This is a genomic window from Microbacterium sp., from assembly GCF_047605725.1.
In the GTDB taxonomy this organism is placed as follows: domain Bacteria; phylum Actinomycetota; class Actinomycetes; order Actinomycetales; family Microbacteriaceae; genus Microbacterium.
The window spans coordinates 1-24,460 of the sequence record NZ_JASGFE010000049.1; the positions used below are offsets into that span (position 1 = coordinate 1).

A 24,460-nucleotide genomic window follows, 5' to 3' on the forward strand; every position below is an offset into this window, starting at 1 on the left:
GCGCCCGGTGGCGCCCGCGCGCGGGCGAGAACGGCGGAGCCCTCGCCCAGGCCCGGCGCGCCGGCGCGCGCATCGTCACCGCGCACGACCCCCAGTGGCCGACGGCCCTCGGCGATCTCGGCGAGCACGCGCCGCTGTGCCTGTGGGTACGCGGCGACCCGGCCCTGCTCGCCCACCGCCCTGCCGTCGCCTTCGTGGGTGCGCGAGCGGCCTCCGGCTACGGCGAGCACGTTGTCGTGGAATGGGCGGCAGAGCTCGCCGGCACCGGGGTCGCGATCGTCTCCGGGGCCGCCTACGGCATCGACGGCATGGCGCACCGCGCGGCCCTGGCCGCCGGCGGGGTCACGATCGCGGTGCTCGCCGGCGGGGTCGATCGGCCCTACCCGGCCGGTCACGTCGACCTGCTGCGCCGTATCGTGCAGCACGGGGTGGTCGTGAGCGAGTTGCCGTGCGGCTCGGCGCCGACGAAGTGGAGGTTCCTGCAGCGCAACCGCAGCATCGCGGCGCTCGCCGACGCGACGGTCGTCGTCGAGGCCGGTTCCCGCAGCGGTTCGCTCAACACCGCCGGCCACGCCGCCGCGCTCGGCCGCCCGCTCGGGGCCGTGCCCGGGCCGGTGACGAATGCGACCTCCGCCGGCTGCCATCGCCTGCTCCGCGAGTTCGACGCGCGCTGCGTCACCTCGCCGGACGAGGTGCGTGAGCTCCTCGGGCTCGGCGTCGGCGAGGTGCTGCCGACGGGAGCGCACACCGACGAGCGCACCCGCATCCTCGATGCCCTCAGCACACGTGCCGAGCGCACGACCGACGAGGTCGCGCGCCGCAGCGGCATGTCCCCTCTGGAGGCGGAGGCCCTGCTCGGCCTTCTCGTGCTCGACGGCACGATCGCGCGCGGAGCGCAGGGCTGGCGCCGGATGCCGCGGTGCTGACGCGGAGGGTCTGCACCGGCACGGGCGGCAGGCGCGGCATCCTGGACTCATGCGCATCTCCGAGGCCGCCGAGCGGTACGCCGCGCACCTGGCCGACGTGCGCCGCCTCGCACCGGCGACGGTGCGCGCCTACCGCGCCGACCTTGCCGACCTCTCCGCGGCGGCCGGGGACGTGGTGCTGGCCGACGTCGACCTCGAGCTGCTGCGCGAGTGGCTCTGGCTCGCCGTCAAGCGCGGCGATGCGAAGAGCACTCTCGCCCGGCGCACCGCGGCCGTGCGCGGCCTGTTCGCATGGGCTCACGAGGAGGGCCTGACCGCCGCCGATCCGGCACTGCGCCTGGTCGCGCCCAAGCGCGGTCGGACACTTCCCAGAGTCGCCACCGCCGACGCTCTGCGAGAGCTTCTCGACGCCGCGCGGGCAGCGGCCGACGAGGGCGATGGGCGCGCCCTGCGCGACGCGGCGATCCTCGAGCTGCTGTACGGTGCCGGCATTCGGGTGTCGGAATTGTGCGGTCTCGATCTCGATGACCTCGACCTGGCCGGTCGCACCGTGCGCGTTCTCGGCAAGGGCTCGAAGGAGCGCGTCGTGCCGTTCGGCGCGCCCGCCGCCCATGCGCTGGAGGCCTACCTCGTGCGGGGAAGGCCCTCCCTCGTCGCGCACGGCACGCGTGCGGTCTTCCTCGGCGCGCGAGGCGGCCGCATCGGCGCGCGCGCCGTGTACGACCTCGTCGCCCGCACGGTCGGCCCGCTCGTGGGTGGCTCGGCGGGTCCGCACGCCCTGCGCCACTCCGCGGCCACGCACCTGCTCGACGGCGGTGCCGACCTGCGCGCGGTGCAGGAGCTCCTCGGACACGCGAGCCTGGGCACGACCCAGATCTACACGCACGTGTCGGCCGAGCGGCTCGCAGCCGCCTATCGCCTCGCCCACCCGCGCGCCTGACCGGCCCACCTCCCCGCGCGAGGGTGCCACTTCCCCGCGCGAGGGTGCCACTTCCCCGCGCGAGGGTGCCAGAAGCGAGCACCCTCGCGGGGAGAACGAGCACCCTCGTGGGGAGAACGAGCACCTTCGGCGGGGAGCGGGGTGGGGGGAGGGGTCAGCAGCAGGGGAGGAGGACGGCGCGGGGGATGCCGCCGAGCAGCAGCATCGGGTTGATGTACTCGCCGTGCTCCCTGACTCCGAAGTGCAGACTCCCCGCGGCGGTGTGGCCGCCCACGGACACCACGCCCACGAGATCTCCCGCCGCCACGGCGGTCCCGACAGGCGGTGCGCCGGTCACCGGCTCCAGGGTGGTCACGAAACCGTCGCCGTGATCGATCGTGACCACGCCCCGGTCCACGACGGTGCCGGAGAACGCGACGACCCCCGCGGCGGGGGCCAGCGCCGCCCCGCCGGGGGGCACGGCGAGGTCCACACCGCGATGACCCGGCCCATAGCGGTGGGCGGGTGCCTCGTACGGCCGAGTGAGCACCACCGCATCCACCGGCCACCGCCAGCCGGAACGCCTGTCCTCGGCCGAGGAGGCGGACGGGGCGATAGAGCCGGTCCAGGCGGCTGCGACGGGGACGGCAGGGGCGGACACGAGCAGGAGCGTGGCGGCGAGCAGGGCCGCCGTCCGGAGCACGGTGTGTGAGGTCATGCCGGAAGGATGCCTCGCGCCCGCGCTCCGCGGGCACCGCGTCCCCGTATCCGTGGACAGTTCGGCGATCCTGCCGACGGGGGAGGAGTCCTCGCGGCTGATACACTGACAGGGCACCCCGCTCGTCGGGGTGACTACGCGTGCCCAGAGCGCACGCGACGGACCGCGAGGACCGTCGTAGCGCGGCATCCACACCCCAGGTCTCACCGCGAACGCGGCGGAGCGGGTGTGTGCCGGGTACCAGGCTCGTCCGAGGACCTCGGACGGAAGAAACCGAAAGCGGTGCCGCACGGCACCAGAACAGGAGAACGGCCATGGCCGTCGTCACCATCCGTCAGCTGCTCGACAGCGGCGTCCACTTCGGACACCAGACCCGCCGGTGGAACCCGAAAGTCAAGCGCTTCATCCTCACCGAGCGCAGCGGCATCCACATCATCGACCTGCAGCAGTCGCTGTCGTACATCGACAAGGCCTACGAGTACGTGCGCGAGACCGTCGCCCACGGCGGCACGATCCTGTTCGTCGGCACGAAGAAGCAGGCGCAGGAGGTCATCGCCGAGCAGGCCACGCGCGTCGGCCAGCCCTTCGTCAACCAGCGCTGGCTGGGCGGCCTCCTCACGAACTTCGCGACCGTCAGCAAGCGCCTGGCCCGCATGAAGGAGCTCGAGGAGCTCGACTTCGACAACCCGGCCGACAGCGGCTTCACCAAGAAGGAGCTCCTGCTCAAGAAGCGCGAGCTCGACAAGCTGCACAAGTCGCTCGGCGGCATCCGCAACCTGCAGAAGACGCCGTCGGCGATCTGGGTCGTCGACGCCAAGCGCGAGCACCTCGCGATCGACGAGGCGCGCAAGCTCGGCATCCCGGTGATCGGCATCCTCGACACCAACGCCGACCCCGACGAGTTCCAGTACCCGATCCCGGGCAACGACGACGCGATCCGCTCGGTGGGCCTGCTCACCCGCATCATCGCGGATGCCGCGGCCGAGGGCCTCATCCAGCGCCACCAGCCGGCCGACGAGTCCGAGGACGCCGAGCCGCTGGCCGAGTGGGAGCGCGAGCTCCTCGAGCAGAGCGCGCCCGCCGCCGAGCAGAGCGCGCCCGCCGTCGAGGAGACCACGGAGGTCGACTCCGCGCCTGAGGCGGCCGTCGTCGACGAGGCCGCCACCGAGCAGACGGCAGAGGCCGAGGCCGAGGCCGCCGAGTCCGCCGACAACTGATCATTCACCACGATCCAAGGAGCCACCACCCATGGCAAACTTCACCATCGCCGACATCAAGGCGCTGCGCGACCAGCTCGGCACGGGCATGGTCGACACCAAGAAGGCACTCGAGGAGGCCGACGGCGACGTCGAGAAGGCCGTCGAGATCCTGCGCCTGAAGGGTGCGAAGGGCAACGCCAAGCGCGCCGACCGCTCCACCAGCGAGGGCCTGGTCGTCGCCCGCGAGCACGACGGCGCCGTGACGCTCGTGGAGCTGGCGTGCGAGACCGACTTCGTGGCGAAGAACGAGCGCTTCGTGGCACTGGCCGACGCGGTCGCCGACGCCGCGGCCGCGGTGGGCGCCGAGTCCGCCGAGGCGGCGCTGGCGGCCCCTGCGGGCGACCAGACGGTCGCCGAGCTGATCTCGGATGAGGCCGCGATCATCGGCGAGAAGGTCGAGCTGCGTCGTGTGCGGACCCTCCACGGCGACGCGTACGAGGTCTACCTGCACAAGACGAACAAGGATCTGCCGCCGCAGATCGGAGTGGTCGTGGTCTACCAGGGCGACGATGCGTCGACCGCGCGCTCCATCGCGCACCACGTCTCCTTCGCCGACCCTGCCTACCTCAGCCGCGACGAGGTGCCCGAGGCAGACGTCGAGAAGGAGCGCCAGTTCGTCACCGAGCTGTCCCGCAGCGAGGGCAAGCCCGAGGCGGCGCTGCCCAAGATCGTCGAGGGGCGTCTGAACGCGTACTTCAAGCAGATCGTGCTGCTGGACCAGGACTACGCGAAGGACAACAAGCTGTCCGTCGCCCAGGTCGCGCGCGACGCCGGGATCACGATCACCGACTTCGCACGATTCAAGGTCGGCGCCTGATGCCGACAGGGCCCGCATCCTCGGATGCGGGCCCTTCGTTCGTGACCGTTCGATAGTGTGCATCCGCGAGGAAGGGATACCGTGACCAACGAGAACACCGGGCGCCGGCGCGTCCTCCTGAAGCTGTCCGGCGAGGCCTTCGGCGGTGGCCAGCTGGGGGTGAACCCCGATGTGGTCAGCCAGATCGCCCAGGAGATCGCGGCGGCGGTCGACCGCGTGGAGATCTCGGTGGTCGTCGGCGGCGGCAACTTCTTCCGCGGAGCCGAGCTCAGCCAGCGCGGCATGGATCGCGGGCGGGCCGACTACATGGGCATGCTCGGCACGGTCATGAACGCCCTCGCGCTGCAGGACTTCCTCGAACAGGCCGGCGCCGCCACGCGCGTCCAGTCCGCCATCGAGATGACCCAGGTCGCCGAGCCCTACATCCCGCGCCGCGCGGTGCGCCACCTGGAGAAGGGCCGGGTCGTGATCTTCGGCGCCGGTGCCGGGCTGCCCTACTTCTCCACCGACACCGTCGCCGCCCAGCGCGCGCTGGAGATCGGCGCGGAGAGCGTGCTGGTGGCCAAGAACGGAGTGGACGGCGTCTACACCGCCGATCCGAGAACGGATGCCACGGCCGAGCGCATCGAGCGCATCACCTATCTCGACGCCCTCCGCCGTGGCCTGAAGGTGGTGGACTCGACCGCCTTCAGCCTGTGCATGGACAACCGCATGGACATGCGCGTGTTCGGCATGGAGCCGGCCGGCAATGTGACCCGGGCGCTGCTGGGCGAGTCGATCGGCACGCTCGTCACCGTCTGAGTCCGTATGCTCCGCCGCACTAGACTTGAGGGACGCTCCGACGAAGGGAAGACCGTGATCGCCGAGATCCTGGCCGAGACGACCACGCGTATGGACCGTGCGGTCGACGCCGCGAAAGAGGACTTCGCCACGGTGCGGACCGGCCGCGCCAACCCGCAGCTGTTCCAGAAGATCCTGGTGGATTATTACGGGTCGCCGACGCCCCTGGCTCAGCTGGCTTCGCTGAACAACCCCGAGGCGCGCACGATCGTGGTCACCCCGTATGACAAGTCGGCGCTCAAGGCGATCGAGCAGGCCATCCGCGACACCCCGAACCTCGGCGCGAACCCCAGCAACGACGGCAACCTCGTCCGGGTCACCCTCCCGGAGCTGACCGAGGAGCGCCGCAAGGAGTACGTCAAGCTCGTGCGCACCAAGGCCGAGGACCACCGCGTGCATGTGCGCGGCATCCGTCGCCGCTGCAAGGACGACCTGGACGCGCTCAAGAGCGAGGTCGGCGAGGACGATCTCGTGCGCGCGGAGAAGGAGCTCGATGTCGTGACGCGCGCTCACGTCGATGCGATCGATGAGGCGCTCAAGCGCAAAGAGGCCGAGCTGCTCGAGGTCTGACGCGGATGACAGATCCTTCCGGCGAGCAGCCCGCCGAGCCGGCGCCCGATCGCGACGAGAGCCGTCGCGCCGCGGACGACTCGTCGTTCCAGGCGCACGTGCGCTCGGCCCGCTCGGAACTGGAGCATCAGGTCGAGCGCGCCCGCTCGGAACTGGAGCATCAGGTCGAGCGCGCCCGCGCCGACCTGGAGCAGGCCAACGAGCGGATCAAGGCGCGCACCGGACGCGACCTGATCGTCGCGATCGCGATCGGGCTCGCGATCGGGCTGGCCGTGATCGGCTCCCTCGTGTTCGTCAAGTGGCTGTTCCTCGTCATCGCGATCCCCGTGTCGCTGCTGGGCGTGTTCGAGTTCTCCCGTGCGCTGCAGGCGGCGGGACGCCGGGTCGATGAGGTCCCCCAGCTGATCGCGGGTCTGCTCGTGGTGCTGGCGGCCTTCCTCGCGGGGCACTGGACGCATTGGGTGGTCACCTTCGCCGCCGTCGCGCTCGTGATCGTGTGGCGATTGCTCAGCCAGATGAACGCCCGCGATGGCCGACGCTACGGCGAAGTGGTCAGCGATGTGCTGGTGGCCGGGTTCATCCAGCTGTACGTCTCGTTCCTCGGCAGCCTCACGCTGGTGCTCCTGCGCCAGGAGCACGGGGAGTGGTGGCTGCTGGCGATGTTCGTGGTCGTGGTGTGTGCGGACACCGGCGCCTACGCGAGCGGTCTGATGTTCGGCAAGCACGCGATGGCGCCGCGCATCAGCCCCAAGAAGACGTGGGAGGGCTTCGCCGGCGCCGCTGCCGTGGCCCTCGCCGCGGGCGTGCTCCTGGCCGCGTTCATACTGCACGTGCCGTTGTGGGCCGGAGTGATCTTCGGCGCCGTGCTGCTGGCGTCGGCCACCGTCGGCGACCTCGGCGAATCGATGATCAAGCGCGACCTCGGGATCAAGGACATGAGCTCGTGGCTTCCCGGGCACGGCGGTGTCCTCGACCGGCTCGATTCGATCCTTCCCTCGGCGCCGGCGGCGCTCGCGCTGTATTTCGCGCTGTCGCCGCTGGCGGCCGCATGAGCGGCTCGGCGGGGTTCCCGCAGGACGGCGCCCGCCCCTTCACCACCGCGTCGGGGCTGCGCAGGGGCTACGAGAAGGCCGCGGTCGACTCCTTCCTCGCACATGCCCGCGAGGCGTTCGAGACGGATGCCGTGGGGCTCCTCACCGCGGCGGAGATCCGCCGCACCGCGTTCCCGGTCGTCAAGGGCGGTTATCGCATCGCCCAGGTGGATGCCGCGCTCGGACGCATCGAGGACGCCTTCGCGCACCGCGAGCGCGAGCGCGCGCTTGCCGCCGAGGGCGCCGCCGCCTGGGTGGAGGATACGCGCGCACTCGCCCAGGAGGTGCTCGACCGCCTGTCCCGGCCCCCGGGCCACCGGTTCCGGCGCGCCGGGCGCCTCCACTACGGCTACCGAGTCGACGAGGTGGATCTCGTGGCCGACAAACTCGCGCGCTATCTCGAAACGGGGGAGTCGCTGACCGTCGAGCAGGTGCGCACGGTGGCCTTCCGGCTGCAACGCGGCGGGTATCGGGAGGACCAGGTCGACGCGGTGCTGGATGCGATGGTCGAGGTGCTGCTGGCGGTCGGGTGAGCCTTCGGATGGCGTGATCGGGGGCCGCCCGGTACACTCGTCGCATTGTGACTGTCGGAAACGAGTTGATCACCCCGTCCTCCTCCGAGATCGCGCAGGCACGCCCGCAGGCCCCGCGGACGCGCTGGTCGCGTCGTCGGGGCGTTCTGAGCGCCTTCGCGCTGGTTGCCACGGCGGGTCTGACACTGGCGTATGTGGGGCCGATGGGAACGATCGGATCGTCGGCCCACGCGGCCGAGCTCGACCCGGTGTCGCTGTACGCCCACACGATCGCGGACGCCCAGGCCTATGCCAGCGCCGCCGACCTCGGCGAGACGGCGCTGGAGCGCTCCGACGTCACCTACACGGTCTACGTCACGCCGAAGCCGACTCCGACCCCGGTCGCCGACGAGGTCGAGGAATCCTCCTCGTCCTCGTCGTCGTCTGCTTCCTCTTCGAGTTCGTGGACGCCTGCGTTCGTGACGCCGGACCCGGGCAGCGCACAGGCCATCGCGTATCAGATGGTGACCGAGCGCGGCTGGGGCGATTCCGAGTTCGGGTGCCTCGTCGCGCTGTGGAACCGCGAGTCGGGTTGGCGCGTGAACGCCTATAACTCCGGTAGCGGCGCCTACGGCATCCCGCAGGCGCTTCCGGGGAGCAAGATGGCCTCGGCCGGAGCCGACTGGGAGACCAACCCGGCCACGCAGATCTCCTGGGGGCTGAGCTATATCTCCGGACGCTACGGCACGCCGTGCGGCGCGTGGGGACATTCCGAGAGCTACGGCTGGTACTGATCGGATGCCGCGGTCGCACCGTCGACGGCCGGAGCCGGTCGACGACTCCCTCGACCGGCTGCTGAGCAGTTGGAAGCGCGAGGAGACCCGTCGCGGCCGGCGATGGACTGTGCAGCCGGTCTCGGCCGCGCAGGCGGCGAAGCCGTACACGTGTCCGGGCTGCGGGCGCGAAGTGGCGCCCGGCGTCGCGCACGTGGTCGTGTGGCGCGCCGACGGCGTGCTGGGCGATGCCGCCGACCTCGCGGCGCGCCGTCATTGGCACACCGGATGCTGGAGGACGTCATGACGATCGAGATCCGCGGCCCCGTCGTGCTGCCGGGGCGCCGGGAGGACATCGAGCTGACCACGCTGGACGGGCTCACCCTGGTCGGCGAGCTCGCGCTGCCCGAGGCGGAACCGGTCGCCACGCTCGTCACGCTTCATCCGCTGCCGACCGCGGGCGGGTTCATGGACTCGCACATTCTGCGCAAGGCCGCCGCGCGCCTGCCCGCGGTCGCCGACCTGGCCGTCCTGCGCTTCAACACCCGGGGCACGAGCTCGGCACGGGGGACCAGCGAGGGGGCCTTCGACGGCGGGCGGGGCGAGGCGTTCGACGTCGCCGCGGCGATGGCGTTCGTGAACGAGCGCGGTCTTCCCCGGCCGTGGTTGGTCGGCTGGTCGTTCGGCACCGAACTGGCGCTCAAGTACGGCCGCGACCACGCGATCGAGGGCATGATCCTCCTGTCTCCTCCGCTGCACCGGACGACGCCGGAGGAGGTCGCCGCCTGGGCGGGCGTCGATCGTCCGCTGATCGTGCTCGTCCCCGAGCACGACGACTACCTCCGACCCGCGGAGGCCGCCGAGCGCTTCGCCGCCGTGCCGCACGCGACCCTCATCCCCGTCGAGGGAGGTCGGCACCTGTGGGTCGGCGAGAATCAGACCCGGCGCGTGCTCACCGAGATCGTCGCGGCGATGAACCCCGCTGCGCTGCCGCTGCCGACGGTGTGGGAGGGTCCGCTGCCCGGAGCGTGAGCTCGGTCGCGCGGCATCCGCTCAGAGCTGGTTCTGCCGGGGGATCACGACCTGGCGGTAGATGATGAGGATGCTCGCCGCGACCGGGATGGCGATGAGCGCGCCCAGCAGGCCCAGCAGCGCACCGCCGGCCAGCGCGGCGATCACCACCACGGCTCCGGGCACGGAGACGGCGCGGTTCATGATGCGGGGCGAGAGAAGGTATGCCTCGATCTGCATGTAGATCGCGTAATAGATGAGCGCGGTGAGTGCGGTCATGGGAGACGCCAGTCCCGGCAGCAGGCACGTGAGCACGATGATCGCGGAGCCGGTGAGAGTGCCCACGAGCGGGATGAGCGAGAAGAAGAAGGCGACCACGGCCAGCACCGCGGGGAACGGCGCCTCGATGATGGACAGGAACACCGCGCTGAGCACGCCGTTGATGACGCCGAGGCTCACCTGCCCCATGACGTAGTAGCCGACGGATGCCGTGATCTGCTCGGAGAGGTCGACGAACCTCTCGCGCTTCGAGGCGGGCACCAGCTGCGCCGCCGCCGCTTTGAGCGAGGGGGTCGATGCGGTGAAGTAGATCGTGAGGACCAGCACGATGAACGCGCCGGTGGCGCCGCTGATGATGCCCGCACCGATGCCGAGGATGATGCTGCCCACCTCGCCGACGTCGATCGACGACCACCAGGTGGAGAGGTACTCGAACACGACGTCCACGTCGAGCATCGGGAACGTGTCGTGCAGCCACTCCTTGGTGACGTTCACCGGATCCCACGAGCCGCTGCTGATGAGGCTCTGGATCGTCGTGACGAACTGCGTCACCTGGCCGACGATGATCGGGACGATCATGAGGATGATCCCGGCGAACGCTGTCAGCAGCGCGATGATCGTCAGCAGCACGGCGGCCCAGCGCGGCAGCCCGCGGCCCTCCAGCCAGGAGATGATCGGGTCGAGCCCCAGCGACAGGAACAGCGCGGTGCCGACGTAGAGCAGGACCGTGGACAGCGTCGAGATGCCCGTGATGATCATGATGCCCACGCCCACGCCGAGCGTCGCGATCAGTGCCGTACGGAACGGCTGGTGGATCCTCACGCTGCTGCCCCTCCTCGTCAGGCCTGTCAGCCAGGATACGCACCAAAGTCGCCGGCCCGCGCAGGCCGGCCCTCCCTGGCGACTTTCAGGTCGGAATCGGTAACCTGGAGTTTCGATTGTGCGGTCGCGTGCCCGTGTGCGACCCGCGGAGAGGTGTCGTTCCGTGCGTTTCGTGTGGGCTGTGGTCGCGCTCGTCCTCGCCACCGTCATGATCGGCGCCGGCATCGCTCAGCGCACCGTTCTGCGCGGGCCGACCTCGGAGAGCCAGGCGGTGCAGATCGACCAGGATGTGCCGTACGTGCTCGTCGACGGTGCCGTGCTCGATGCCCACGAAGGCGCCCAGACGCTGCGCGCGCAGGGCGAGGGCCCGATCTTCGCCGCCTACGGCCGGACGACGGACCTCAGCGCGTGGCTCAGCCGCAGCTCTTACGTGCACGTGACCTCCGACGGGGACGGCGGAATCCGCACCGAGCTCGTGGAGCCGGCGACCCCCGCCGTCACCGATCCCGCGGCCGATCCCGCTGCCGCCGCGCCCGTCAGCCCCGCCGGATCGGACCTCTGGCTCGACGAGTTCCAGGACGAGGACGTGCTCGTCGCCCCGCTGCAGCTGCCCGCCGAGATGAGTGTCCTGGTGGCATCCGACGGCACCCTTCCGGCGCCCTCGAAGCTCCTGGTGAGCTGGCCGACGGGGGCGGCGACGCCGTGGGCGGGCCCCCTCATCGCGGGCGGCGCCGTGCTCATGGCCGTCGGGATCGTCCTGTACCTGTTCGCACTGCGCGGCGCGCGCCGCGCGCGGGGACCGCGGCGCAAGGGACTGCCGCTCGCCGAGACCCAGCCGATCGATCTGTCCGTCGAGTCCGCCGACAAGGGTGTCATCAGCTCCTCGTCGCGCGGGCGGCAGCTTCCCCGCGGCGCTCGCTCGTTCGTGGCGGTGCCGGTGATCGCCGTGACGGCGCTGCTGGCCTCCGGCTGCTCCGCCGACGCCTGGCCGCAGCTCGGGCCCACCCCGACCCCGTCGCCGACGGCATCCGTGATCGTGCCAGAGGATCAGCAGAGCCCCGCCGTCACCGAGCCGCAGGCCGAGCGCATCCTCTCCCGCATCTCGGCGACCGTCGCGAAGGCCGACGAGGCGCGCGACGCCGATGCCGCGGCGACCCGGCTGGCCGGCCCGGCCCTGGCCGAACGCCTCACCAACTACACGCTGCGCGGCGCCATCGCCGACTTCAAGGCGCTGCCGGCGATCGCGTCGAAGCAGTTGTCGATCCTGCTGCCGGAGGCCTTCGACGGCTGGCCGCGCACGTTCTTCGCCGTGGTGGAGAACAAGCAGGACAAGTCGGCGACGATCATGTCGGTCACCCAGCAGGACGCCTGGTCGGACTACAGGCTCACCTATGTCGGCATGCTCGCCGCCGACACGCGCATGCCCGACCTCGCCCCCTCGTATGTGGGCACCACGCAGGTCGCGCCGGACTCGCCCTTCCTGCTGCTTCCGCCCGATCAGCTCGCGACCGCGTACGCCGACCTGATCGACAAAGGCGACACGAGCACGTACGCCGCGCTGTTCGAGGCGGAGAGCGACCCGTTCCGCGCGCAGGTCGCGAAGGATCGCGCCGCCCGGCTGGCCGCGTTCAACGAGACCGGCGCCGAGACCGGCACGATGAGCTTCGCCTCCGCCGCCGGCGAGCAGCCCCCGGTGGCGCTGGCCACGCTGGAGAGCGGCGCGATCGTCGCGGTCACCGTGACCGAGAGCGAGACGGTCGCCCCGACGACGACGGATGCCGTGATCAAGGCCGACGGCAATGCCGTGGTCACCACGCTCAGCGGCATGACGCAGTCGCCCACCGGCTTTGTGACCACGTTCGGCGACCAGCTGTTCTTCTTCGTGCCGGCGCAAGGCTCCAACGAGCGCATCCAGTTCCTCGGGTTCAGCTCGAACCCCCTGTCAGCGAAGGCGGTCGGCTGATGAGCGACCAGGCCCCCGGTGCCGTGCTGCGCGGTGCCGTCGACCTCTCGGCGCTGCGACGCCGCTCCGACGCGCCCGCCGCGGAGGCGGCGCCGGCAGCAGGCGGCTCACCCTCGGTCGTGCTCGACGCCACCGACGCGACGTTCGGCGCGGTGCTCGAGCTGTCCCGCTCGGTCCCCGTGGTGGTGGATCTGTGGGCGGAGTGGTGCGGGCCTTGCGCACAGCTGTCGCCGGTGCTGGAGAAGGTCGTCACCGAGCTGCGCGGACGCATCGTGCTCGCGAAGGTCGACGTCGACGCGAACCCGCAGCTCGCGCAGAGCTTCCGCGCGCAGTCGATCCCGATGGTCGTCGCGCTCATCGCCGGGCAGCCGGTGCCGCTGTTCACCGGCGCCGTTCCCGAGCAGCAGGTGCGGGACATCTTCGCGCAGCTCCTCGAGCTCGCCGCCCAGCACGGCGTCTCGGGAACTGTGCCCGTGGACGACACGTCGTCGGGGGAGGACCCGGATGCCGCGCCCGCCCTGCCTCCGCTGCACCAGGAGGCGTTCGACGCCATCGAGGCAGGGGACCTGGCGCGCGCACGCATCGCGTACGAGAAGGCCCTCGCCGAGAACCCCCGTGACACGGACGCGCGCGCCGGGCTCGGCCAGGTGAGCCTTCTGCAGCGCGTGGCCGGGCTCGACCTGCGCGCGGCCCGCGAGCGCGCCGCCGCCGACCCGCTGAGCGTCGCGGCGCAGCTCGACGTCGCCGACCTCGACGTCGCCGGCGGACATGTGGACGACGCCTTCGAGCGGCTCCTGGAGCTGTTCGCGGCGCTGCCCGGCGACGAGCGGGGACCGGTGCGCGAGCGGCTGCTCGAGCTGTTCGGCCTGGTGGGCGACGAGGACCCCCGCGTGGTGCGTGCCCGCGGGAGGCTCTCCAGCCTGCTGTTCTGATCTACGCGCGGTGGTGCAGCCACAGCACGCCGAGCGGCGGCAGCACCATCCTGGCGCGCCCCGACCCGTCGGCGTGGACGGCGCCGAGGTTGCCCACGCCTGAGCCTCCGTAGGCCTGCGCGTCGGTGTTGAGCACCTCGTGCCACACCCCTGACTCGGGAAGGTCCAGCTCGTAGTCGTGCACCGGTACGCCGGAGAAGTTGCAGATCACCGCGACCGTGTTGCCGTGGTGGTCGCGACGCGCGAACGCGATGACATTGGGGTTCCAGCCGGGCGCCCCGAGGCGCGAGAACGCGGCGCCCTCATGGTCGCGCGACCACAGCGCGGACTGGTCGACGTAGGCGCGGTTGAGCGCGCCCACGAAGTCGAACAGCTCGTGGTGCGAGGGCTGGTCGAGAAGCCACCAGTCGAGGCTGCGCGCTTCCGACCACTCGGCCAGCTGCCCGAACTCCTGGCCCATGAACAGCAGCTGCTTGCCCGGATGCCCCCACATATAGGCGAGGAAGGCACGCACGTTCGCGAGCTTCTGCCAGTGGTCGCCCGGCATCCGAGTGAACAGCGTGCCCTTGCCGTGCACGACCTCGTCGTGGCTGATGGGCAGCACGTAGTTCTCGCTGAAGGCGTAGACGAACGAGAATGACAGCTCGCCCTCGTGGTGCGAGCGGTACATCGGATCGCGCTTGATGTACTCCAGCGAGTCGTTCATCCAGCCCATGTTCCACTTGAACCCGAATCCGAGTCCGCCCTGGCTCGTCGGCGCGGTGACGCCGGGGAAGCTCGTGGACTCCTCGGCGATCATGGAGATGCCGGGGTGGAGCTTGTACGAGGTCGCGGTGACCTCCTGCAGGAACCGGATGGCCTCGAGGTTCTCGCGGCCGCCGTGGATGTTCGGCTCCCACTCGCCGGGCTCGCGGGAGTAGTCGAGGTAGAGCATGGAGGCGACGGCATCCACCCGCAGCCCGTCGACGTGGAACTCCTCGAACCAGTACAGCGCGTTCGCGACGAGGAAGTTGCGCACCTCGTTGCGGCCGTAGTCGAAGATCAGCGTGCCCCAGTCCTTGTGCTCGCCGCGGCGCGGGTCCGGGTGCTCGTAGAGGGGACGCCCGTCGAACCGGGCGAGGGCGAACTCGTCCTTGGGGAAGTGGCCGGGCACCCAGTCCATGATCACGCCGATGCCGGCCTGGTGCAGGCGGTCGATCAAGTAGCGCAGATCGTCCGGGCCTCCGAAGCGGCTCGTCGGGGAGTAGTAGCCGGAGACCTGGTAGCCCCACGAGCCGCCGAAGGGGTGCTCGGCCAGCGGCAGGAACTCGACGTGCGTGAAGCCGAGCGCCGTGACGTACTCGATGAGCGGATCGGCGAGGTCGCGATAGCCGAGTCCCGGCTTCCACGAGCCGACATGCACCTCGTAGATCGACATCGGACGCGACACCGGCTGGGTGCGCGAACGCTCCGCGATCCACCGGTCGTCGTTCCATGCGTAATCGCTGTCGGTGACGATGGATGCCGTCGCCGGCGGCACCTCGGCGAATCGCGCCATCGGATCGGCCTTGACCAGCCAGACGCCGTCCGCGGTGAGGATCTCGTACTTGTAGGCCGAGCCGACGCCCAGGCCCGGCACGAACAGCTCCCACACGCCGCTGGAGCCCATCGACCGCATCGCGTGGCCCTGGCCGTCCCACGCGTTGAAGTCGCCGACCACGCGCACCGCGCGCGCGTTGGGCGCCCACAGCGCGAACGAGACGCCGGCCACGCCGTCGAACCGGTGCAGCCGTGAGCCGAGCACCTGCCACAGCTTCTCGTGGCGCCCCTCGCGGATCAGGTGCAGATCGAGCTCGCCGACCGTCGGCAGATGCCGGTACGGGTCGTCGGCCACGTAGTCGGGCGCACCGGCATACGTCGTCACGAGCTCGTAGGCGGTGGGCTGGCTCGCGACCGCGCCCTCCCACACCCCGGAGCGCAGGTGGGACAGTGGCGCGCGGGTGCCGTCGGCGAGCACCGCCGTGACGGAGTCCGCGAGCGGACGTCGGGCGCGGATGACCCAGCCGTCGCTCTCCTGGTGGGGCCCGAGCACGGCGTGCGGGGCGTGGTGGGCTCCGCTTCCGATCGCGTCGAGCACATGGTCTGCCGGACGGTTCATCGCGTCCCCTTCAGGTGCAGGATGTGGACGGGTTCGATGAACGCGTCCAGGCGGACGAAGTTGCTGCTGCTCGACCACGTCCACGTCGAGCCGCTGATGAGGTCCTCGACCTCGAAGCTCTCGCCCGGCGTGCCGCCCCACACGGTGGGGTCGAGGTGGACGAGCGTCTGACGGGCGGAGTGCGGGTCGACGTTGACGACCACGATGATCGTGTCGGACTCGCCGGTCTCGGACAGCGCGGCGGGAAGGTGCTTGACGTACACGAGGATCGCGTCGTCGTCGCTCCAGTGCAGGCTCAGGCCCCGCAGCTGTCGCAGCGCGGGATGGGCGCGCCGGATCTCGTTGAGCCGGCGCAGGTACGGGGCGAGCGAGTTCCCGGATGCCTCGGCGCCCTCCCAGTCGCGGAACTTGTATTCGTACTTCTCGTTGTCGATGTTCTCTTCCGACCCCGGACGGGCGACGTTCTCGTAGAGCTCGTACCCGGCGTAGACGCCGTAGGTCGCCCCGACCGTCGCGGCGATGGCGGCCCGGATCTTGTATGCCGGCCGCCCGCCGAACTGCAGGTACTGGGTGAGGATGTCGTGCGTGTTGACGAAGAGGTTCGGCCGCATGAAGTCGGCCGTCTCGCGCGAGATGGTGACGAGGAACTCCTCCAGCTCGGCCTTGGTGTTCCGCCAGGTGAAGTAGGAGTAGCTCTGCTGGAAGCCGACCATCGCGAGGGACTGCATGATCGCCGGACGCGTGAAGGCCTCGGCGAGGAAGATCACGTCGGGATCCTCCGCGTTCACCGTCGCGATGAGCCACTCCCAGAACTGCAGCGGCTTGGTGTGCGGGTTGTCGACGCGGAAGATCTTCACGCCCTGGGCCACCCAGTGCCGCACGACGCGCAGCATCTCCGCGTAACTGCCGACCGGGTCGTTGTCGAAGTTCAGCGGGTAGATGTCCTGGTACTTCTTCGGCGGGTTCTCCGCGTAGGCGATCGTGCCGTCGGGGAGCGTCGTGAACCACTCCGGATGCTCGGCGACCCACGGGTGGTCGGGCGAGGCCTGGAGGGCCAGGTCGATCGCGACCTCCAGCCCCTGCGTGCGCGCGGCACGCACGAACGCGCGGAAGTCGGCGAGAGTGCCGAGGTCGGAATGGATGGCGTCGTGGCCGCCATCGGCGGCGCCGATCGCGTACGGCGATCCGGGGTCACCAGGCAGGGCCTCGAGGGTGTTGTTGCGGCCCTTGCGGTTGGTCTGGCCGATGGGATGGACCGGAACGATGTAGATCACGTCGAAGCCCATGCCTGCCACGCCCGGCAGCCTCTTGGCGGCGGTGCGGAAGGTGCCGCTCTTGACCGTGCCGTTCTTCAGCCGCCGTGCGCCCTCGGAGCGCGGGAAGAACTCGTACCACGCGCCGACGCCGGCACGCTCGCGCTCGACGAGCAGTTCGCGGGTGGTGCCGACCGTGGTCAGCGACTGCAGCGGGCGGTCGGCGAAGAACGCGGCGATCGCGGGGTCGCGCACGACGGCGAGGGCGGACTCGGTGCCGACCTCCGGATCGCGCAGCGCGGCGGCGGCCGCCTCCAGCGCCGCGCGCTCGGCATTCGGACGGGATCTCTCGTCGCGGGCGCGATCGAACAGCAGCGCACCCATCTCGCGCATGAGCGGCACGTCCACCCCGGCCGCGATCTTCAGGTCGGCGGCGTGCTCCCACGTCGCGAAGTCGTCGGCGAACGCCTCGAACGTGTACGACCACACGCCCTGCTCCAGCGGCGCGATGAGCACCGACCAGCGGTCGAAGCCGTCCTGCAGCGCGGTGAGCCGGTGGAGCGTCTCCACTCCCGACGGGGAGACCAATCGCACGTGCACGCCGATGAGGTCGTGCCCTTCGCGGAAGGCCGTCACCCCGAACGGCACGGCCTCGCCCACGAACGCCTTCGGGCGGAAGAGATCGTCGGGCGTGTGCGGCCTCGGCCGGGAGAGCGCGATGCGGCCGGTGCGGGTCGCATACGGCGGCTGCCAGGCGACGGCCGGGCGGAGAGGGATCTCGGCGGAACTGCGGACAGACGCTTCGGCGCGGGTCTTGATGGCCACGAGTCGAACCTACCGCGCTGCCGGGCGCGGGGGCGAGACGACGCGGATCATTCCGCGCGGAACAGATGCATCGACGTCTCTGCGAGCTGGACCGTCTCGCCGGGCAGATGCGAGATCTCCTCGTGCTGCGGCCTCTCGTCGGCGCTGGACCACAGCGACACGTAACGCGAGACGCCCGGGATCGTGGGCAGCGTCACCTCGACGGCGCACTCGTCGCCGTGGACCATCAGCAGGATGCGATTGAACTCCTCCTGCTCCGGGGTGGAGGCGGCGACGTACTGCATCGTGCGGTGGGCCGGGTTGGTCCACCGTTCGATCGACATCGTCTCGCCGTGCTCGTCGTACCAGTCGATCACCGAGGCGCTCGGGACGACCTCGGTCTCGTGCGCGAAGCGGATGGGCCGCAGTGCCGGGTTCTCCCGGCGCAGCCGGATGAGCCGCTGCACGTGTGCGAACAAGTCCTCCTGCCACGGCGCATGGTCCCACGGCATCCACGTCAGGGCGGAGTCGTGGCAGTAGCCGTTGTTGTTGCCGCGCTGGCTGCGCCCGAACTCGTCGCCGGCGGTGAGCATGGGGATGCCGGCCGACAGCAGCAGCGTGCCGAGGAGGTTCCGCATCGCCTTGCGGCGCGTGGCGAGGATGCCCGGGTCGTCGGTGGGTCCCTCGGCCCCGTGGTTGAAGGAGCGGTTCGTGTCGGCTCCGTCACGGTTCTGCTCCCCGTTGCCGAGGTTGTGCTTGACGTCGTAGGAGACCAGGTCGCGGAGGGTGAAGCCATCGTGAGCGGTGATGAAGTTGATGCTCGCCAGCGGACCGCGCTCCGTGCTGAAGGTGTTCGACGAGCCGGCCAGGCGGGTGGCGAACCCGCCGATGCCCACCGGGGCGCCGGCGGCCCGACGGGCGTAGTCGACGTCGCTCAGCCAGAAGTTGCGCACGCGGTCGCGGTAGCGGTCGTTCCACTCGTGCCAGCCGTCGCCGAAGTTGCCGGTCTGCCAGCCGCCGAGGCCCACGTCCCAGGGCTCGGCGATCCGCTTCACCCCGGCCAGCTGAGGATCCTCGGCGATCGCGCGCAGCAGCGGATGGTGCGGAGTGTACGTGTGCTGCTCGTCGCGGCCCAGAGTTGTCGCCAGGTCGAAGCGGAAGCCGTCGATCTGCACGTCGTTGGCCCAGTAGCGCAGCGAATCGAGGACGAGGCGCGCGGCGGCGGGCGTCGCGGTGTTCAGCGAGTTGCCGCAGCCGGTGACGTCGATGTAGGCGCCGTCCTCGTGCTGGCGGTAGTACGAGCGGTTGTCGATGCCGCGCAGGCTCGTGCGGGGGCCGCCGAGTCCCTCCTCGGCGGTGTGGTTGTAGACGACGTCGAGGATCACCTCCAGGCCGGCCTCGTGGAGCAGCCGCACCATGCCCTTGAACTCGCGCAGCACGGCATCCGGGCCGGCGCTGCGGCTCGAAGCGGTGGCGTAGGCGGCATGCGGCGTGAAGAAGTTCAGCGTGTTGTAGCCCCAGTAGTTCGTCAGCCCGAGCTGGAGCAGTCGTGGCTCGGTGGCGAACGCGTGCACCGGCAGCAGTTCGACGGAGGTGACCCCGAGCGAGAGGAGATGCTCGATCATCGCGGGGTGGGCCAGCCCCGCGTAGGTGCCGTGCAGGGCGGGCGGGATGAGCGGATGCCGCTTGCTGATGCCCTTCAGGTGCGCCTCGTAGATGACGGTCTTGTCCAGCGGCACGGCGGGCTTGGCGACCCCGCCCCAGTCGAAGGACTCGTCGACGACCACCGAGCGCCAGTTCTCGAAGCCCGCGGCCACGAGCCCCTTCGAGTACGGGTCGAGCAGCAGCGTGCGCGGATTGAAGGTCTGGCCCGGCCCGTGGTCGCCGGCCACGCGCAGCGCGTAGCGCACGCCGGGGCGGAGGGCGGGGGTGGTGACCTCCCACACGCCGTCCGCGGTCGCGACGAGCGGAATGGTCCCGGTGATCCAGTCGAGGTCGACGTCGTCGAACACGAGCAGTTCGACGCTGTTCGCGTGCGCCGACCATACCCGCAGGGTGCCGCCGCCGTCGTGGAGCACGACACCGAGGTCGTCGAGCGAGGGTGCCAGGAGTGCCGGGCGCGCGGTCAGCAGCGACGAGTTCGTTCGGGTCATGCGTTCTAGGGTAGTAAACGCCCGGACCGGGGCGTGCCAGCGGCGGCGGGAGTGTGATGACGGCCTACCTCGACCACGCCGCGACCACGCCCCTGCGTCCCGATGCGCGGGACGCGTGGATCGCGGCATCCGCCCTCGTCGGCAACGCCTCGTCGGTGCATCGCGCCGGCCAGTCCGCCCGCCGGGTGCTGGAGGAGTCGCGCGAGGCCGTCGCCGCGGCGCTCGACTGCGAGCCGATCGAGGTCGTGTTCACCTCGGGCGGGACAGAGTCCGTGAATCTCGCCCTGAAAGGGCTGTGGTGGGCGCACCCTGCCGGTGCGATCGTGGTGCCCGACGGGGAGCATCATGCCACCACGGCGACCGCCGACTGGCTCGAGGCCGCTGCGGGCGCGGAGCTTCGGCGTGTCGCGCTCGAGCCGGACGGCACGATCCCGCTCGACCGGTTCGCCGCGGCCCTGCCCGGTGCGGCGCTCGCCACGGCACTGGTCGCCGGCAACGAGATCGGCACGATCCAGGATGCCGCCGCCCTCGCAGAGGCCGCCGCAACAGCCGGCGTGCCGCTTCACCTCGACGCGGTGGGAGCCGTGGGCTGGTTGGACGTGTCGTTCGCCCGCTGGAGGGGAGAGGCCGAAGGCCCGGCGGGCCTGGTGGCCCTGTCCGTCTCGGGCCACAAGCTCGGTGCGCCCACCGGCACCGGCGCGCTGGTCCTGTCACGGCATGCCGCGATCGCGCCGCTCGTCCACGGCGGCGGGCAGCAGCGGGGCGTGCGCTCGGGCTCGCCCGACTTCGCCGGCGCGGCGGCGCTGGCGGCGGCGGCGACCGCCGCGGTCGCCGAGCGGGAGCGAACCGCGGCACGCGTGAGTGCTCTGCGCGACCGGCTGCGCGACGGCATCCTGCGGCTCGTCCCCGATGCAGAGCTGCTCGGGCACGCGACCCGGCGCCTGCCCGGGAACCTGCACGTGCTGTTTCCCGGTGCGCTCGGCGAGACGCTGCTGTTCCTGCTCGACACGGCAGGGATCGCCGCCTCGACGGGCTCGGCGTGCCAGGCCGGGGTCGCCGAGCCGTCGCACGTCGTGCTCGCGCTCGGCCGCGACGAGCGTGACGCGCGCTCGGTGCTGCGGTTCACGCTCGGCCGCACGTCGACCGACGCGGACGTCGACGCCGTGCTCGCCGCCCTCCCCGAGGCCCACCGCCGCGCGGTCGCCGCGGGGAGCACGACCAGGCCGCGCTCGTAGACTGGACCGATGCGGATCCTGGCGGCCATGAGCGGCGGCGTCGACTCCGCCGTCGCGGCCGCGCGGGCCGTCGACGCGGGGCACGACGTCGTCGGCGTGCACCTCGCGCTCTCGCGCGCGGGCGGGACCCTGCGCACCGGCAGCCGCGGCTGCTGCACGATCGAGGACGCCATGGACGCCCGGCGCGCGGCGGATCTCCTCGGCATCCCGTTCTACGTGTGGGACTTCTCCGAGCGCTTCCGCGACGACGTGATCGACGACTTCGTCGCCGAGTACCGCGCCGGCCGCACCCCGAACCCGTGCATGCGCTGCAACGAGCGGATCAAGTTCGCCGCCCTCCTGGAGCGCGCGCTCGAGCTCGGGTTCGATGCGGTGTGCACCGGCCACTACGCGCTGCTGGTGGACGGCCCGGCGGGCCGTGAGCTGCACCGCGCATCGGATGCCGCGAAGGACCAGTCGTACGTGCTCGGCGTCCTCACTGCGGAGCAGCTCGCGCACACGCTCTTCCCCCTCGGCGACACGCCCTCGAAGGCGCTCGTGCGCGCCGAGGCCGAGGCGCGGGGTCTCACCGTCGCGCACAAGCCCGACAGCCACGACATCTGCTTCATCCCCGACGGAGACACCCGCGGGTGGCTGGCCGAGCGCGTCGGCACGGCGACGGGCGCCATCGTCGATCGCACCGGCGCCGTCGTGGGAAGCCACGAGGGCGCGCACGCGTTCACCGTCGGCCAGCGTCGCGGGCTGAGTCTCGGCGTGCCTGCGCCGGACGGCAAGCCCCGGTTCGTGCTGGAGGTGCGGCCGGTGTCGAACACCGTCGTGGTGGGTCCGAAGGAGGCGCTCGCGACCGCGGAGATCGGGGGGGAGCGGTTCTCGTGGGCGGGACGGGCGCCGGTTGCCGGCCTGTTCGACTGCGAGGTGCAGATCCGCGCGCACGCCGACCCCGTCGCGGCGGTGGCCGTGCTGGACGAGAGCGGCGTGACGGTGCGGCCGCGGCATCCGTTCGACGGCGTGGCACCGGGCCAGACCGCGGTGCTCTACGACGGCACGCGCGTGATCGGCCAGTTCACGATCGACCGCACCATGTCGGCGGTCCCCGTACGACGTCGCCCGAGCTGATCCCGCTGCGCAGACCCCAGCGGTTCGTCTCGCGGAGCGACTTCGACCGTGCGTCACGCATCATGCCCGTCGTGGATCCCGACCGTTTCCGCGCCGATCTCGACGCGGTGACCGACCCGTATCTCGACGACCCGTTCGAGCGGGCGGCGCGATGACCCGCGGGATGCTCGACACCAACGTCCTCATCCTCCGCCGCGTCATCGCACCACGAATCCGGGTGACTACGCAGGCTTGGAGTCGCTGATGGAGGTCGTGGCCATCCGGCGTCCGTCGGCGCGGTGATGTCGGAGCGCGTCCCTAGACTGACGGGGTGACCGACGCCACCGACCCGACACTGGAGCAGGCGCGCTCCGAGGCCGAGCGCCTCACCGGCCTCATCCTCGACGCGCGCGACGCCTACTACGGGCGCGACGCGTCGCTCGTGGACGACGCGACCTACGACGGCTGGATGCACCGGCTGGAGGAGCTCGAGAGGCTCTTCCCCGAGTTGCAGGGACACGATTCGCCCACCCAGACGGTCGGCGCGGCCGGTGAGACCGATGCCGCGACGATCGAGCACGCCGAGCGCATGCTCAGCCTCGACAACGTGTTCTCGGCCGACGAGCTGCGCGAGTGGATGGCCAAGACCGAGGCCGCGGCGGGACGGTCGGTGTCGTGGCTCACCGAGCTGAAGATCGACGGCCTCGCCATCAACCTGCGCTACGAGCACGGCATCCTCACCTCGGCCGCCACACGCGGCGACGGGCGGGTGGGCGAGGTCGTGACGGAGAACGCGCTTCGCGTCGCAGGCATCCCCGAGCGGCTCCGCGGCACGGGTCATCCGCCGATCGTCGAGGTGCGCGGCGAGATCTTCCTCTCGGTCGCCGCGTTCGCACGGCTCAACGAGGCCCAGGCCGGCTTCCGGGAGCAGGCGTATGCGCAGGCGTACGAGCGCGCCCGCACGCGCGCCGCCGTGTTCGACGAGGAACGCGCCCGCACCGCCGCCGCACGGCGTTTTCCGGCGTTCGCCAACCCGCGCAACGCCGCCAGCGGCGGGTTGCGGCAGCAGCTCGACAAGAAGCAGGGGCTCGAGCTCGACGCGGCGCTGCTTCGCATCGCCTCGCTCGCGCTGTACGTGCACGGGATCGGCGCCTGGTCCGACCCGCCCGTGAACTCCCAGAGCGAGGTCTACACGATCCTCGCCGAATGGGGACTGCCGACGAGCCCGTACACGCGCGTGTGCGCCACCGCCGACGAGGTGGTCGCCCAGATCGAGCACTACGGTGCGCATCGGCACGACATCGAGCACGAGCTCGACGGGATCGTGGTGAAGGTCGACGAGCTCGCGCTCCACGGCGAGCTCGGACAGACCTCTCGCGCACCGCGCTGGGCGATCGCCTACAAGTACCCGCCCGAGGAGGTGCAGACCCGGCTGCTGGACATCGTGGTGTCGGTCGGCCGCACCGGACGGGCGACCCCGTTCGCAGTCATGAAGCCGGTGCGTGTCGCAGGGTCCGTGGTGCGGCAGGCGACGCTGCACAATCAGGACGTCGTCAAGGCCAAGGGCGTGCTCATCGGCGACATCGTCGTGCTCCGCAAGGCCGGCGACGTCATCCCGGAGGTCCTCGGTCCGGTCGTCGAGCGCCGCGAGGGCACCGAACGGGAGTTCGTGATGCCGACCGCGTGTCCCGAGTGCGGTGCGCCGCTCGCCCCCGCGAAGGAGGGGGATATCGACCTGCGCTGCCCGAACACGCGGGCGTGCCCTGCGCAGGTGCGCGGGCGGGTCGAGCACATCGGCTCGCGCGGGGCGCTCGACATCGAGGTGCTCGGCGAGGTCACGGCGGCAGCTCTCACGCAGGCCGAGCCGCCGTCGGTGGCACCGTTGGAGACCGAGGCGGGCCTGTTCTCGCTGTCGCTCGACGACCTCGTCCCGATCTCCGTCGTCGTGCGCGACGCCGAGACGGGCGAGCCGAAGATCGACGAGCACGGCGAGCCGGTGCGGCGCGCGCCGTTCCAGAAGCTCGGGCCCGCCTCCTATCCGCCGGGGGCGGAGGACATGGACCCGGCCGAACGCCGCCGCGCCGGCATCCGCAAGGACTACCGCGAGGTGCTGCCGTCGGAGGCCGCGGTGAAGCTGCTCGCCGAGCTGGAGAAGGCGAAGACGAAGGAGCTGTGGCGCCTGCTGGTCGCGCTCAACATCCGGCACGTGGGTCCGGTGGCCGCTCGCGCTCTCGCGCAGTGGTTCGGCTCGCTCGAGGCCATCCGTGCGGCGACGAGCGAGGAGCTCGCGGCGGTCGACGGGGTCGGCGAGATCATCGCGGAGTCGATCGGCGAGTGGTTCGCCGTGGACT

Annotated in this window: 21 protein-coding genes; 16 read left to right on the forward strand and 5 right to left on the reverse strand. The window is 71.2% G+C overall.

The window, feature by feature from the left end; all coding sequences use genetic code 11:
• Together dprA and QM641_RS10385 are read left to right on the forward strand one after the other, a co-directional pair.
• Positions 1–926 (forward strand): DNA-processing protein DprA (gene dprA / locus QM641_RS10380; protein ID WP_415116156.1); only part of this gene is annotated, 926 nt, incomplete at its 5' end.
• 49 nt (positions 927–975) lie between these two features.
• A complete protein-coding gene (locus QM641_RS10385) occupies positions 976–1,866 on the forward strand; it encodes a tyrosine recombinase XerC (RefSeq protein ID WP_415116158.1) in 891 nt (296 codons plus the stop codon).
• 154 nt (positions 1,867–2,020) lie between these two features.
• On the opposite strand, the gene QM641_RS10390 is transcribed toward QM641_RS10385, so the two are convergent.
• Entirely contained in the window at positions 2,021–2,563 is a 543-nt protein-coding gene (locus QM641_RS10390; RefSeq protein ID WP_415116160.1) for a peptidoglycan DD-metalloendopeptidase family protein, read from the reverse strand.
• A gap of 314 nt (positions 2,564–2,877) precedes the next feature.
• Between QM641_RS10390 and rpsB the strand changes: the two genes are divergently transcribed.
• The 9 genes from rpsB (at position 2,878) to QM641_RS10435 (ending at position 9,457) form a co-directional block, all read left to right on the forward strand.
• Positions 2,878–3,780 (forward strand): 30S ribosomal protein S2, encoded by a 903-nt coding sequence (gene rpsB / locus QM641_RS10395; protein ID WP_415116162.1) that lies wholly within the window; start codon positions 2,878–2,880, stop codon positions 3,778–3,780.
• Positions 3,781–3,811: 31 nt separating this feature from the next.
• On the forward strand, positions 3,812–4,639 hold the full coding sequence (gene tsf, locus QM641_RS10400) for a translation elongation factor Ts (RefSeq protein WP_415116164.1): 828 nt from the start codon (positions 3,812–3,814) through the stop codon (positions 4,637–4,639).
• 81 nt (positions 4,640–4,720) lie between these two features.
• The gene (pyrH, locus tag QM641_RS10405; protein ID WP_415116166.1) at positions 4,721–5,440 is read left to right on the forward strand and encodes a UMP kinase; all 720 of its coding nucleotides are present in this window, start codon (positions 4,721–4,723) and stop codon (positions 5,438–5,440) included.
• Positions 5,441–5,494: 54 nt separating this feature from the next.
• Complete coding sequence (gene frr, locus QM641_RS10410; RefSeq protein ID WP_415116168.1) at positions 5,495–6,049, forward strand: ribosome recycling factor; 555 nt, start codon at positions 5,495–5,497, stop codon at positions 6,047–6,049.
• 5 nt (positions 6,050–6,054) lie between these two features.
• Positions 6,055–7,101, forward strand: a complete 1,047-nt coding sequence (locus QM641_RS10415) for a phosphatidate cytidylyltransferase (RefSeq protein ID WP_415116170.1) — start codon at positions 6,055–6,057, stop codon at positions 7,099–7,101.
• Positions 7,098–7,673, forward strand: a complete 576-nt coding sequence (locus tag QM641_RS10420) for a DivIVA domain-containing protein (RefSeq protein ID WP_415116172.1) — start codon at positions 7,098–7,100, stop codon at positions 7,671–7,673. Before QM641_RS10415 ends, QM641_RS10420 begins: the two co-directional genes overlap by 4 nt.
• Before the next feature lie 203 nt (positions 7,674–7,876).
• Positions 7,877–8,446 (forward strand): lytic transglycosylase domain-containing protein, encoded by a 570-nt coding sequence (locus QM641_RS10425; protein ID WP_415116174.1) that lies wholly within the window; start codon positions 7,877–7,879, stop codon positions 8,444–8,446.
• A gap of 4 nt (positions 8,447–8,450) precedes the next feature.
• Positions 8,451–8,732 carry a hypothetical protein gene (locus QM641_RS10430; protein ID WP_415116176.1) on the forward strand — a complete coding sequence of 94 codons (282 nt, stop codon included), beginning with the start codon at positions 8,451–8,453 and terminating at the stop codon, positions 8,730–8,732.
• Positions 8,729–9,457 (forward strand): alpha/beta hydrolase, encoded by a 729-nt coding sequence (locus QM641_RS10435; protein WP_415116178.1) that lies wholly within the window; start codon positions 8,729–8,731, stop codon positions 9,455–9,457. The genes QM641_RS10430 and QM641_RS10435 overlap by 4 nt, the downstream gene beginning before the upstream one ends.
• A gap of 21 nt (positions 9,458–9,478) precedes the next feature.
• On the opposite strand, the gene QM641_RS10440 is transcribed toward QM641_RS10435, so the two are convergent.
• Entirely contained in the window at positions 9,479–10,537 is a 1,059-nt protein-coding gene (locus tag QM641_RS10440) for an AI-2E family transporter (protein ID WP_415116180.1), read from the reverse strand.
• Positions 10,538–10,700: 163 nt separating this feature from the next.
• On the opposite strand from QM641_RS10440, the gene QM641_RS10445 reads away from it, so the two are divergent.
• Complete coding sequence (locus tag QM641_RS10445) at positions 10,701–12,500, forward strand: glycosyl transferase (RefSeq protein WP_415116182.1); 1,800 nt, start codon at positions 10,701–10,703, stop codon at positions 12,498–12,500.
• Complete coding sequence (locus tag QM641_RS10450) at positions 12,500–13,432, forward strand: tetratricopeptide repeat protein (protein ID WP_415116184.1); 933 nt, start codon at positions 12,500–12,502, stop codon at positions 13,430–13,432. The genes QM641_RS10445 and QM641_RS10450 overlap by 1 nt, the downstream gene beginning before the upstream one ends.
• Position 13,433: 1 nt before the next feature.
• Here QM641_RS10450 and glgB read toward each other — a convergent pair whose 3' ends face one another.
• The 3 genes from glgB to glgX are packed head-to-tail and all read right to left on the reverse strand — an operon-like array spanning position 13,434 to position 19,779.
• Positions 13,434–15,569 (reverse strand): 1,4-alpha-glucan branching protein GlgB, encoded by a 2,136-nt coding sequence (gene glgB, locus QM641_RS10455; protein WP_415116186.1) that lies wholly within the window; start codon positions 15,567–15,569, stop codon positions 13,434–13,436.
• Positions 15,566–17,647, reverse strand: coding sequence for a maltotransferase domain-containing protein (locus QM641_RS10460; protein ID WP_415116188.1), 2,082 nt, complete (start codon positions 17,645–17,647; stop codon positions 15,566–15,568). The genes glgB and QM641_RS10460 overlap by 4 nt, the downstream gene beginning before the upstream one ends.
• Before the next feature lie 47 nt (positions 17,648–17,694).
• Positions 17,695–19,779, reverse strand: coding sequence for a glycogen debranching protein GlgX (gene glgX, locus QM641_RS10465; RefSeq protein ID WP_415116190.1), 2,085 nt, complete (start codon positions 19,777–19,779; stop codon positions 17,695–17,697).
• A gap of 56 nt (positions 19,780–19,835) precedes the next feature.
• Between glgX and QM641_RS10470 the strand changes: the two genes are divergently transcribed.
• The 3 genes from QM641_RS10470 to ligA form a co-directional block, all read left to right on the forward strand.
• Positions 19,836–21,014, forward strand: a complete 1,179-nt coding sequence (locus QM641_RS10470) for a cysteine desulfurase family protein (RefSeq protein ID WP_415116192.1) — start codon at positions 19,836–19,838, stop codon at positions 21,012–21,014.
• 9 nt (positions 21,015–21,023) lie between these two features.
• Complete coding sequence (gene mnmA, locus QM641_RS10475; RefSeq protein WP_415116194.1) at positions 21,024–22,130, forward strand: tRNA 2-thiouridine(34) synthase MnmA; 1,107 nt, start codon at positions 21,024–21,026, stop codon at positions 22,128–22,130.
• Between the two features lie 310 nt (positions 22,131–22,440).
• The coding region (gene ligA / locus QM641_RS10480) for an NAD-dependent DNA ligase LigA (RefSeq protein ID WP_415116196.1) at positions 22,441–24,460 on the forward strand (2,020 nt) is incomplete at its 3' end.

Excerpts from the sequence above, each read along its gene's own strand:
- QM641_RS10385 (WP_415116158.1), top strand. The coding sequence starts at position 976 with ATGCGCATCTCCGAGGCCGCCGAGCGGTACGCCGCGCACCTGGCCGAC.
- QM641_RS10390 (WP_415116160.1), bottom strand. The coding sequence starts at position 2,563 with ATGACCTCACACACCGTGCTCCGGACGGCGGCCCTGCTCGCCGCCACG.
- rpsB (WP_415116162.1), top strand. The coding sequence starts at position 2,878 with ATGGCCGTCGTCACCATCCGTCAGCTGCTCGACAGCGGCGTCCACTTC.
- tsf (WP_415116164.1), top strand. The coding sequence starts at position 3,812 with ATGGCAAACTTCACCATCGCCGACATCAAGGCGCTGCGCGACCAGCTC.
- QM641_RS10415 (WP_415116170.1), top strand. The coding sequence starts at position 6,055 with ATGACAGATCCTTCCGGCGAGCAGCCCGCCGAGCCGGCGCCCGATCGC.
- QM641_RS10420 (WP_415116172.1), top strand. The coding sequence starts at position 7,098 with ATGAGCGGCTCGGCGGGGTTCCCGCAGGACGGCGCCCGCCCCTTCACC.
- QM641_RS10425 (WP_415116174.1), top strand. The coding sequence starts at position 7,877 with ATGGGAACGATCGGATCGTCGGCCCACGCGGCCGAGCTCGACCCGGTG.
- QM641_RS10430 (WP_415116176.1), top strand. The coding sequence starts at position 8,451 with ATGCCGCGGTCGCACCGTCGACGGCCGGAGCCGGTCGACGACTCCCTC.
- QM641_RS10435 (WP_415116178.1), top strand. The coding sequence starts at position 8,729 with ATGACGATCGAGATCCGCGGCCCCGTCGTGCTGCCGGGGCGCCGGGAG.
- QM641_RS10450 (WP_415116184.1), top strand. The coding sequence starts at position 12,500 with ATGAGCGACCAGGCCCCCGGTGCCGTGCTGCGCGGTGCCGTCGACCTC.
- glgB (WP_415116186.1), bottom strand. The coding sequence starts at position 15,569 with ATGAACCGTCCGGCAGACCATGTGCTCGACGCGATCGGAAGCGGAGCC.
- glgX (WP_415116190.1), bottom strand. The coding sequence starts at position 19,779 with ATGACCCGAACGAACTCGTCGCTGCTGACCGCGCGCCCGGCACTCCTG.
- QM641_RS10470 (WP_415116192.1), top strand. The coding sequence starts at position 19,836 with ATGACGGCCTACCTCGACCACGCCGCGACCACGCCCCTGCGTCCCGAT.
- mnmA (WP_415116194.1), top strand. The coding sequence starts at position 21,024 with ATGCGGATCCTGGCGGCCATGAGCGGCGGCGTCGACTCCGCCGTCGCG.